Here is a 9778-nt window from a genome sequence, read left to right on the forward strand (position 1 = left end):
CCCGCGCCCAAACGAACCCCCCGACCCCGCCCCCACCTTGCGCAACCCCCGCGCTTAGTCCTGCCCTTGGGCAACCCCGGCGCTTAGTCCTGCGCCGCGAGAGCGCGGCACGCCGGGCAGAGCCCCCAGTAGGTGACCTCGGCCTCGTCGAGCTCGAAGCCGTGGGTCTGGCTCGGGTCGAGGCACGGGGCGGAGCCGACCGCGCAGTCGACGTCGGCGATCACGCCGCAGGCGCGGCAGACGATGTGGTGGTGGTTGTCGCCCGTGCGCGCCTCATAGCGGGCCGGGGAACCGGCGGGCTCGATGCGGCGGGCCAGGCCGGCGCGGGCGAGCGCGGCGAGCACGTCGTAGATGGCCTGGGTAGAGACGGAGTTGAGGTCCTCGCGGGCCTGACGGGTGATCTCATCGACCTCGAGGTGGCCGCCCCGGCTGAGGATGCCCAGCACGGCGAGCCGCGGCTTGGTCACGCGCAGGCCGTGAGCGCGCAGCAGCTCGGTTGGTGTGGGAGTTTCGCCGGACATGACTTCCATTTCAGCAGCTAGCTTGGAGCGATTCAAGAAAAGCACTAGATACGTGGCAGGTGCCACTGTGCCCAGTATCTCCGAATGGGGGTACCTCATCGACCTGGGTCGGTTTACGCTCACCGCATGATCGAGACCTTGCTAGGGCTTCCGGCGCATCCACTCATCGTGCATGCGGCCGTTGTTTTCGCCCCGCTGCTGGTGGCGCTGGTGGTCGCATATTCGCTGGTGCCCGCCGTGCGTAAGTGGACGGCATGGGCGGTCCTGGGCCTGGCTGTGGCCGCGCCGCTCGCATTGTGGGCGGCCAAGCTGTCCGGCGACGCGTTCCTGCAGCGCCGGATTGGTCAAGGAGCCCTGCCCGAGTTTGTGCAGCGGCTCCAGCAGCACCAAAACTACGGGGAGCTGGCCGCGTACGCGGGCACGGCGCTGGGCGTGCTCGCGCTGTTGCTGGTTTACGCCTGCACCGCGGCGGGACGGAAGCCGGCGACAACGGGATCGCGCGCGGTTACGTACGGCACGATCGTGCTGAGCCTGGCCGCTGCGGCGGTCACGGGGTACTACATCTTCCAGGCTGGACACTCCGGGGCCAACAGCGTGTGGGGTGTCTAGAGCGCGGCGGCGCGGCCTTCGAGGTAGCGCCGTTCGGGCGCGCTGAGCGTGCGGCGCGCGGCCAGGTGATAGTGGTCGCGCGCCGCTTGTTTGTTGCCTGCCATTTCGTGGAGGTGGGCGCGGACGGCGTGGGAGCGGTGGTGGTTGGCGAGGGTGGGATCGGCTGAGTCGAGTTGTGCGAGGGCTGTTTGCGGGCCTTCGACCATCGCGACGGCGACGATCCGGTTGAGCGCCACCATCGGGCCGGGTGCGAGGGCCTGCAGGAGGTCATAGAGGTTGAGGATCTGCCGCCAGTCGGTGTCCTCCGCGCGTGGGGCCTCGTCGTGGATTGCGGCGATCGCGGCTTGGAGTTGGTAAGGGCCGATGCTGGCGGTGGGCAGGGTTTCGGTGATCAGCTCTATGCCCTCGGCGATGGCGGAGGAGTCCCACAGCGTGCGGTCCTGCTCGGCGAGCGGGATCAGCGCGCCGTCGGGTCCGGTGCGGGCCGGACGGCGTGCGTCGGTCAGGAGCATGAGCGCGAGCAGCCCGGTGACCTCGCCGTTGCTCGGGAGCAGGGTGCGCAGCTGGCGTGACAGGAGGATGGCCTCGTTGGTCAGCTCAGTGCGGTGAAGCTCGTCGCCGGAGCTGGCCGTGTACCCCTCGTTGAAAATCAGGTAAAGCACGCGGAGCACAGCAGCCAGGCGCTCGGATCGCTCGGCGGGAGGCGGCATCTGGAAGCGGGCTCCGCTGGCCTTGATGCGCTGCTTGGCGCGGCTGATGCGTTGGGCGATCGTGGATTCCGGGACGAGGAAGGCGCGGGCGATCTCGGCCGTCGTGAGCCCGCCGACCGCGCGGAGGGTCAGCGCGACTTGTGACGTGGGGGAGAGGGAGGGGTGGCAGCAGAGGAAGAGGAGGGTGAGAGTGTCGTCTGTGGACGGTGCGGGTTGTGGTGGTTCGGGGTCGAGTAGCGTGACTGTTTCCTCGCGCCGCCCGCGGGCCGATTCGCTGCGCAGGACTTCGATTCGGCGGCGCGAGGCGACTGTGATCAGCCATGCTTTGGGGTCGTTGGGGGTGCCGTCCGTGGGCCACTGCGTGATGGCTGCGAGAAGCGCTTCCTGTACCGCGTCTTCACACGCGTCGAAGTCGCCGTAGCGGCGCACGAGCGCGGCGAGCACCTGCGGCACGAGCTCGCGCACCAGATCCTCGATCGTGCGCTCCATGCGGTCGAGGTTAGCCCTCAGGTCAGGCGTGAGCAGGCGATCAGCACCATGATCGAGAGTGCGGTGAGGCCGAGCGCGTAGGTGAGGCGGGCGGCGCGCTGCTCGGCCGTGTCGATCGCGTCGTCGTCGAGCGCGGGAAGGGTGCGAGGCGGGGCGGTGGGTTCCTCCGCGACCACGTGAAAGTCGGCGGGCGGCGGTGTCGGAGCGGGTGGGCCGCCGTAGCGATCGGGCGGTGGTGGGCCGGGTTCGGGCCGTCGCCACACGATGTCACCCTCAGCCATTACTATGCCCGCGTGACATACGACGACGACCGGGTGGTTGAGTTCGACGAGGAAGTGCTCGTCCTGCCTGATCAGAGCACCGATGACACGGATCACGGGTGGGGCGCGCGGTCGACAAGCAATGACGAGCGCCTGCTGGAGGAGCGCCCGCCGCACTGGGACTGAAGACAGGGCTCGACACTCTCAGCGCGCCTTCGTGTTGGGCACGCGGTCTCCGATCTCGGTGGGCCGCAGGCCGCAGCGCTGCGCCCAGCGGTTCATGGGCACGGCGGCGAGGTAGTAAATCGCGGCTGCCGTGAGCCCGAAGGCGATCACCGCGTTGAGGGATGCGCCATGGGCGAAATCCACACTGTCGGCGGGCAATTTGGCCGGAATCGCGGTGGCGAAGGCGGCTCCGGTGACGATGCCGACCGCGAGGTCGATGTCGTTGCCGCGAGCGATGAACTCCCTGAAGCCCTTCAGCACGCCTGGAGCATAGCCCCAAAGCGGGCAAAAAGGGTAATGGTTTGTGTTTGTGGAGTCCGGGCCGGAATGGGGATCCCGACCGCATGACGGCGGGTGAGCCGCAGCTCGAACTGGGATCCGATCGGCGTGGCGGACTTCGCGTCCGAAGACGAGTACGACTGCCTGGCCGCCGCAAGCGGGGACGCTGACTGAGGGTGCTTGGGTGGGTGGGTTGGCTGAAGCGTTGCCTGCGCCGCAATGGGGTCCCGGGCTGGTGATGACGTGCGAGGGCACACGTGGGTGGGTTGGCTCAAGCCATTGCCTGGCTGGTGATGACGTGCAGGGGGCACGCCTGGCTGAGGGCGTGGGCGGGTTGGCCGAAGCCATGTGCGGTGCGGGCAGGCGGGGTGACGACCCGTGAAGGTGTGGGGCGCGCGGGAAGGCGCGCCCTGTCCGGAGGTCGTGGTGGGCTTAGGCCGCGGCCGGGGTGGAGGTCGAGCTCTTGGAAGAAGACGACGACGAGGATGACTCGGCGGGCTTGGAAGGCGAGCTGCTGCCCGAGCTCGACTTGGAGCCGCCGTTGCCGTTGCCGTTGGACGAGGCGCGGGAGTCGGTGCGGTAGAAGCCGGACCCCTTGAAGACGACGCCGACGCCGGAGAAGAGCTTGCGCAGGCGACCCTCGCACGCCGGGCACTCGCTCAGCGGCTCATCAGCGAACGACTGCACGGCCTCCAGCTGATGGCCACATGCTGTGCACGCGTACTGATAAGTGGGCACGGTAGGCCTCCTTTAGCACTCCCACACTTCGAGTGCCAATATTGCCCGACCAGCATGGCCTAGCGCAAACCCGGAACCACAGTCGCGGTAATGCGACGGTCGTGCGGTTCGTGCGGCACACGCTCCACGAGCTCGCCATCGTGTAGCAGGGCAACGATTGTCGCGCCCGGCCGGGCTCTTGTGAGAGCTCGGTCATAGCTGCCGCCGCCGCGCCCGAGCCGGTGCCCGTCCCGGTCCACCGCCAGCGCCGGGACGATGATCACCTGGGCGGTCGTGACGGCGTCCACGCCGAGGCGTGGGCCGGTCGGCTCGTAGAGTCCGCGCTCGGTGCGGGTCATCGATCCCGAGTAGACGGACCAGTCGAGATCGAGGTCCGGGCGCAGCACGGGCAGGAGCAGGGTCGAGGTCGGAAACGCCACGGCCAGCCGTTCGGGCAGGGACGGGCCGCCGGGTTCACTGCCGATCGGGCGGTATGCGGTGAGCGCCTCATGTGGTACCCGATGGAGGAGGAGAAGGAGTTGGGCGAAGAGCGCGTCGGCCGCGGCGAGCAGGTCAGACGGCGTCATCCTGGCTCTTGAGGCGAGGATCCGGGAGCGCAACTCGGCCTTGGTCATGGTGTGGGCAAGCATCGCACAAGCCGGGCTTGTCGTTGAGGAGGGCGTGACTTTGCGTACCCGCTTGACGACCGCGTTCTTGGCCACGGTGTTGGGGCCGGTGGTGCTCGGCGCCCTGTTCATCGGCGTGACCGTCAACACGGTGAACGCCAACCGCGCGGCCGAGCGGATGGATCACGCCGCCAGCGCCGTGCGTACCTCGATCAGCGCACTGTGCGCCCAGCTGAGCACCGTCGCCGAGGCGATCACGGCCGCACCGCCCGAGCGGCGCCTGTCCCTCAGCGCCCAGTACGCCGAGCGCGGCCTGGTCAGCGGGGTGCAGTTGCAGAATGGCGTGACCACGATCGGTGCACCACCGCCCCCGTGGGCCGACTGCGCCGCCCCCGTCTCCGAAGGCGAGCACGAGGCCATCGCGGCGCACACCGAGGTGGTGTCGGCCGCGTTCACGGTGGACGCTGAGCTGTTGCGCCGGCTGAGCGACGCCAGCGGCGCCCGCGTCAAGCTCGTGCCCGGCGTGCGTCCACAGTCCGGTGTGGACAACCGGGTCGGACTCGGACGGCTGTCGTTGCTCAAACAGCGCACAGACCTGACGCGAAGGCTCGAACCCGTTGCAGGACAACCGCTTCCGCTCGAACTGTCCGTGCCGACGGCCCCGCCCCGCGGCATGTTGGCGCTGCTTATCCTGGTCGTGCTGGCGTGCGCGGTGTCGGCCGTCGTCGCCGCGTGGTGGCTGGCCCGTACCACCACCAACCCGCTGGTGGGCCTGGCCGCCGCGGCGGACCGGGTCGCGGCGGGAGACCTGGAGGCACGTGTCCCGGCGGGCGGCAAGGACGAGATCGGGCGCCTGGCCAACGCGTTCAACCACATGACCCGGGAACTGAGCGCATACGTCAACGCGCTCACGGCAAGCCGCGATCAGCTGCGCGGTCACCTGGGCGTGCTCGGTGACACCCTGTCCAGCACGCACGACCTGGACCGGATCCTGCAGGTGATCCTGCAGACCGCACGGCACGCCACGGGCGCTTCGTCAGGGGTCGTGCTGCTCAGCACGGACGGGATGCTGGTGGGCCAGTGCAGTGAAGGCATTGCGCTGCCCGTGCGGGTGCCGATCGGGTCCGGCCTGGTGGGCTCGGTCGCCGCGACCGGCGTGCCGCGGATCGGCAGGGTCGATCGGGACGGGCCGCGCCTCGTTGAAGGCGAGCCGGCGTGCAACACCTATGTGGTCGTGCCGTTTTGCTTGTCGGAAAGCCTTGGGGCGCAAGGGGTACTGGCGCTATATGACAGGCTGGGAAGGGACGAGTTCGACGATTCCGATCTGGACACGCTGCGGACTTTCGCCGGACAGGCGTCGGTCGCCGTTGACAATGTGCGCATCCACGAGGAGGCGCAGCGGCTGAGCGTGACCGATCCGCTGACCGGGCTGTTCAACTATCGCTCGCTGCGCGACTGCATGCGCCGCGAGACCGACCGCGCCGGCCGTTTCGGCCGCCGGCTCGCGGTGCTCGCGCTCGACCTCGACCACTTCAAGGACATCAACGACCGGTACGGCCACGCCGCGGGCGACGCCGTGCTGGCCGAGTTCGCCCAGCGCATCCGCTACGAGATCCGCGAGGTGGACGTGGCATTCCGCCAGGGCGGCGAGGAGTTCGCCCTGCTGCTGCCCGAGACCGACGAGGTGGGCGGGATGGTCGTCGCGGAACGGCTGTGCGAAGCCATTCGCAGGACATCCATCCATGTCGGTGAATTGAGGATATCGGTGACCGTCTCCATCGGAATCGCCGTCTTCCCCGATCACGGCACGACCGGCCCGGCCGTGCTCCAGGCGGCCGACGAGGCGCTTTACGCAGCGAAGACGGCCGGGCGGGATACGTTCCGGGTGGCCGGAGACAGCGGGCTTGTGGGGATTGGCGGCGCGTCGGGCGGCCCGCAGGCGCCGAGGCAGGCGTCGGGCCGTTAGTCTCGCGGCATGTCTGAGCGCGCCGGAGTCCGTGCTGTCAAGGCCGTCATCCCCGCTGCGGGTCTGGCCACACGCTTTCTCCCAGCCACCAAAGCCGTGCCCAAAGAGCTCCTGCCGGTCGTGGACCGGCCCGTGCTGCAATACATCGTCGAGGAGGCCGCGTCGGCCGGGATACACGATGTGCTGCTGATCACCGGGCGGGGCAAGACCAGCATGGTCGACCACTTCGACCCCCACCCCTACCTCGAGTCGCGTTTGGAGGCCAAGGGAGACCTCGTGCGGCTCGCGGCCGTGCGCCGCACGTCCGACCTGGCCGAGATCTACACCTGTCGGCAGGGCGAACCGCTGGGCCTGGGGCACGCGATCGGCTACGCCGAGTCGCATGTGGGCGATGCGCCGTTTGTGGTGCTGCTGGGCGACGAGTTCATGGAGGAGACGTCGACCCTGTTGACCGACATGATCGACCTGCAGGCGCGCACCGGCGGGATCGTGCTTGCTTTCATCGAGGTACCGGATCACGAGGTGAACCGATATGGCATCGCCTCCGTGGAGCCCTTTGAGGGGCATGATGTGGTACGGGTCACGGGCCTGGTGGAGAAGCCGGCCATCGGGCAGTCGCCCAGCAACCTGGCCGTCGTGGGGCGGTATGTCCTGCCCGGGCGGATCTTCGAGGCCATCAAGCGGACCAAGCCCGGCAGCGGTGGCGAGATCCAATTGACCGACGCGATGGCGCTGCTCCTTGCCGAAGGCACCCCCGTGCATGGCATCGTTTACCGGGGGGTTCGTTATGACACGGGAATGCCGCTGGGATACCTGCAGGCGGTCGTTCAGTTGGCGACCAAGCGGGACGATCTCGGGCCGGCGTTCTCCGAATGGCTCAGAAGCTTTGTTGGGGGTAATCCTGTATGACCGCAACGGTCGGGTCTGAGGCGTCCGACGCCGAGCTGACGCCGCTCGCTGATTACCTGGGCAGTGTGCTGCGCAGGCTGCGGGCGCTGCCGGCGTTGGACCTCGACCTGACCCAGGCGCACGGCAACGTGCTCGCGGAGAACGTGCTCGCGCCACACCCCTATCCGGCGTTCGACCAGGCGTCGATCGACGGCTACGCGGCGCGTTCGGAGGACATCATTGGCGCGGTGCCGGGGCGTCCGGCCCGGCTGTCGGTCGTGGGTGACCTGGCGGCGTCGAGCTGGCGGCCGGCGAGGCTGACGGCGGGCACGTGCTTCTCGGTCGCGGCCGGGGCCCCGCTGCCCGTGGCGGCCGACGTCGTGATCCCTCCTGAGTGGACGGACCAGGGCATGGCGTCGGTGGAGGTCAACCACGCGGTCAAGCGCGGCTACGGGATCCGGCGGATCGGCGAGATCATGCCCGAGGGAAGCGTGCTGGGGCGGGCCGGCACGACGGTCACCCCGGCGCTGGTCGGAGTGCTTGCCGCCAGCGGGATCGGGCACATCGTGGTCCGGCCCTCGCCGCGCGTGGTCATCATCTCGACCGGCGACGAGCTGGTCGAGGCGGGCCGGGTGTCGCAGCCGGGCCAGGTGGTCGACGTCAACTCGCACGCGTTGACGGCGGCCACGGCCGAGGCGGGTGCGCACGCCTATCGGGTGGGGATCTGCGACGACGATCCGGAGGCGCTGCGGGCGCTGCTGGAGGATCAGACCGGGCGCGCCGATCTCATCATCACGACGGGCGGGTCGGGGTCGGGGCCCGGTGACATGGTGCGGCGCATTCTTTCGCGGCGGGATGGAAGTCGCGCGGGAAGTGTGGTTTTCACAGAGGTATCGCTGGCACCCTGCGGGATTCTAGGATTCGGTACCGTGGGGACCTCGCAGGAGGTGCCGATCGTCTGCCTGCCGGGCGAGCCGGGGGCGGCACTGATCGGATTCGAAGTGCTCGCGCGGCCGGTGATCCAGGTGCTCTCCGGCGCCGAGCCGGTGTTCCGGCCTGCGGTGCGCGGGCACCTGCTGGAGACCGTTTCCTCGCCGGCCGGGTTGCGGGAGTTCCGCCCGGCGTTGGTGGCGGAGCGCAGGGGCGGCGGATACACGGTGCAGCCGCTGCCGGGTGGGGCGCGCACACTGGCCGGCATGGCCGAGGCCAACGCGCTGCTTGTGCTCGGTGAGCGGGTCACGAGCGCGGCGGCCGGCACGACCGTCGATGTGCTACTGCTCGACCGACGTCGATGAGCGTTGCTGGATACCCGGCCGTGCTTGCCGAGGGTGACGTGGTGTTGAGGCCCTATCGGCGCTCGGACGCGGCGCAGTGGTCGGAGGTGCGCAGATACAACGAGCGCTGGCTGCGGCCGTGGGAGGTCACGCCGCCCGGGACGTGGGAGGAGACCAACTCGCCGGCGGCGTTCAGGATCGTGCGGCGGTCGTTGAAGGCGGGGGTGCGGGCGGGGGAGTCCATGCCCTTCGCCATCTGCCTGGGGCCGGACCGGTTGGTGGGCCACATCGGGCTCGGAAACATCGTGCGGCGGGCGTTCTCGTCGGCGTACTGCGGGTACTGGATCGACTCAAGGGCGGCAGGCAAAGGGATCATGCCGACGGCGCTGGCGTTGCTGGTAGACCACGCCTTCAGCGCGGCGCGGCTGCACCGGGTCGAGGTCAACATCCGGCCCGAAAACAAGGCCTCGCGGCGGGTCGTGGAAAAGCTGGGCTTCCGCGAAGAGGGCTACCACCCGCATTACATGTACATCGACGGCGCCTGGCGCGATCACGTCGGGTACGCGGTGACATGGGAGGACGTGGCCGCCGAGGGTGGGCTTTTGGCTCGTTGGAGGCGCATTCGAGCCGGTTAGACAGTGTCGCTGCACCGGATCTGTTGATCACTCACGTAACGTGCTGTCTGTGCCCACGTCGGTGCTCCTCGCTGTCCTCGCCGCGGCAGGGCTCCTCGCCCTGGCGCCGGCGCTGGTGCGCCGATATGACGCGACCGAGCGGCTGATCGCGGAGCGGGCGCTGTCCACTGCGCGGGTGCTGTCGCGGACCAGGCGCAAGCGCAGCATCCCCGGCAGGCGGCCGTTGAACCCGCCACCGTGGATCGCGCCGGAGCCGATACTGCAGGTGGTGCGGGACGAGCCGCGGGTGGTGCGCAAACCACGCCTGCGCCCGGCGGTGTATCGGCGGCGGCAGGTGCTCGCGGCACTGGCCTTGTTGAATGTCGTTCAGCTGGTCGGCGTGGGGCTGGTCGGGCCCGGTTTCTGGATCAGCGCATCGGTCACCGGGGCGATGTTCATCCTGTACCTGGGCCATCTGCGCGGGCAGGCCGTGCGCCTGGCGCGCAAGCGCCGGGCGGAGGCGCGGCAGGCGGTGTGGCTCGCCGAGCAGCAGGCCCTGGTGCGCGAAGCCCAGCGGCGGCGCGCCGAGGCGCGGCGGGA

Annotated in this window: 13 protein-coding genes; 7 read left to right on the top strand and 6 right to left on the bottom strand. The window is 69.4% G+C overall.

Annotated elements, in window-relative coordinates; genetic code table 11:
- Positions 1-83: 83 nt before the first annotated feature.
- Positions 84-530: a Fur family transcriptional regulator gene (locus tag DM816_RS36700; protein ID WP_425455319.1), complete on the bottom strand. Its 447-nt coding sequence runs from the start codon at positions 528-530 to the stop codon at positions 84-86.
- 117 nt (positions 531-647) lie between these two features.
- On the opposite strand from DM816_RS36700, the gene DM816_RS36705 reads away from it, so the two are divergent.
- Positions 648-1130 (top strand): DUF2231 domain-containing protein, encoded by a 483-nt coding sequence (locus DM816_RS36705; RefSeq protein WP_117215112.1) that lies wholly within the window; start codon positions 648-650, stop codon positions 1128-1130.
- Here DM816_RS36705 and DM816_RS36710 read toward each other — a convergent pair.
- Both DM816_RS36710 and DM816_RS36715 read right to left on the bottom strand, forming a co-directional pair.
- The gene (locus tag DM816_RS36710) at positions 1127-2329 is read right to left on the bottom strand and encodes an RNA polymerase sigma factor (protein ID WP_117215113.1); all 1203 of its coding nucleotides are present in this window, start codon (positions 2327-2329) and stop codon (positions 1127-1129) included. The genes DM816_RS36705 and DM816_RS36710 overlap by 4 nt on opposite strands.
- 17 nt (positions 2330-2346) lie before the next feature.
- Positions 2347-2592 carry a hypothetical protein gene (locus tag DM816_RS36715; protein ID WP_162908199.1) on the bottom strand — a complete coding sequence of 82 codons (246 nt, stop codon included), beginning with the start codon at positions 2590-2592 and terminating at the stop codon, positions 2347-2349.
- Between the two features lie 30 nt (positions 2593-2622).
- Between DM816_RS36715 and DM816_RS43185 the strand changes: the two genes are divergently transcribed.
- On the top strand, positions 2623-2775 hold the full coding sequence (locus DM816_RS43185; protein ID WP_162908200.1) for a hypothetical protein: 153 nt from the start codon (positions 2623-2625) through the stop codon (positions 2773-2775).
- An 18-nt stretch (positions 2776-2793) separates the two neighbouring features.
- Here the strand turns inward: DM816_RS43185 and DM816_RS36720 are convergent, their stop codons facing one another.
- The 3 genes from DM816_RS36720 to DM816_RS36730 all read right to left on the bottom strand — a co-directional run bounded on the left by DM816_RS36720 (position 2794) and on the right by DM816_RS36730 (position 4445).
- The gene (locus DM816_RS36720; RefSeq protein ID WP_117215115.1) at positions 2794-3075 is read right to left on the bottom strand and encodes an MscL family protein; all 282 of its coding nucleotides are present in this window, start codon (positions 3073-3075) and stop codon (positions 2794-2796) included.
- Between the two features lie 450 nt (positions 3076-3525).
- Positions 3526-3831 carry an FmdB family zinc ribbon protein gene (locus DM816_RS36725; RefSeq protein WP_117215116.1) on the bottom strand — a complete coding sequence of 102 codons (306 nt, stop codon included), beginning with the start codon at positions 3829-3831 and terminating at the stop codon, positions 3526-3528.
- A gap of 59 nt (positions 3832-3890) precedes the next feature.
- Positions 3891-4445: a 5-formyltetrahydrofolate cyclo-ligase gene (locus DM816_RS36730; protein WP_246002567.1), complete on the bottom strand. Its 555-nt coding sequence runs from the start codon at positions 4443-4445 to the stop codon at positions 3891-3893.
- 46 nt (positions 4446-4491) lie between these two features.
- Here DM816_RS36730 and DM816_RS36735 point away from each other — a divergent pair, with 46 nt between their 5' ends.
- The 5 genes from DM816_RS36735 to sepX all read left to right on the top strand — a co-directional run.
- Positions 4492-6402, top strand: a complete 1911-nt coding sequence (locus DM816_RS36735; RefSeq protein WP_246002568.1) for a GGDEF domain-containing protein — start codon at positions 4492-4494, stop codon at positions 6400-6402.
- A gap of 9 nt (positions 6403-6411) precedes the next feature.
- Entirely contained in the window at positions 6412-7311 is a 900-nt protein-coding gene (locus DM816_RS36740; protein ID WP_117215119.1) for a UTP--glucose-1-phosphate uridylyltransferase, read from the top strand.
- Positions 7308-8585 carry a molybdopterin molybdotransferase MoeA gene (locus tag DM816_RS36745; RefSeq protein ID WP_117215120.1) on the top strand — a complete coding sequence of 426 codons (1278 nt, stop codon included), beginning with the start codon at positions 7308-7310 and terminating at the stop codon, positions 8583-8585. Before DM816_RS36740 ends, DM816_RS36745 begins: the two co-directional genes overlap by 4 nt.
- A complete protein-coding gene (locus DM816_RS36750) occupies positions 8582-9199 on the top strand; it encodes a GNAT family N-acetyltransferase (protein WP_117215121.1) in 618 nt (205 codons plus the stop codon). Before DM816_RS36745 ends, DM816_RS36750 begins: the two co-directional genes overlap by 4 nt.
- Positions 9200-9242: 43 nt before the next feature.
- Positions 9243-9778: divisome protein SepX/GlpR (sepX, locus tag DM816_RS36755; RefSeq protein ID WP_246002569.1), on the top strand; the 536-nt coding region annotated here is incomplete at its 3' end.

This window comes from Allorhizocola rhizosphaerae, from assembly GCF_003426775.1.
Lineage (GTDB): Bacteria > Actinomycetota > Actinomycetes > Mycobacteriales > Micromonosporaceae > Allorhizocola > Allorhizocola rhizosphaerae.

Bases quoted from the DNA above. Each gene is read 5' to 3' on its own strand.
- DM816_RS36705 (WP_117215112.1), top strand. From the start codon at position 648: ATGATCGAGACCTTGCTAGGGCTTCCGGCGCATCCACTCATCGTGCAT.
- DM816_RS36730 (WP_246002567.1), bottom strand. From the start codon at position 4,445: ATGACCAAGGCCGAGTTGCGCTCCCGGATCCTCGCCTCAAGAGCCAGG.
- DM816_RS36745 (WP_117215120.1), top strand. From the start codon at position 7,308: ATGACCGCAACGGTCGGGTCTGAGGCGTCCGACGCCGAGCTGACGCCG.
- DM816_RS36740 (WP_117215119.1), top strand. From the start codon at position 6,412: ATGTCTGAGCGCGCCGGAGTCCGTGCTGTCAAGGCCGTCATCCCCGCT.
- DM816_RS36750 (WP_117215121.1), top strand. From the start codon at position 8,582: ATGAGCGTTGCTGGATACCCGGCCGTGCTTGCCGAGGGTGACGTGGTG.
- DM816_RS36700 (WP_425455319.1), bottom strand. From the start codon at position 530: ATGGAAGTCATGTCCGGCGAAACTCCCACACCAACCGAGCTGCTGCGC.
- DM816_RS36710 (WP_117215113.1), bottom strand. From the start codon at position 2,329: ATGGAGCGCACGATCGAGGATCTGGTGCGCGAGCTCGTGCCGCAGGTG.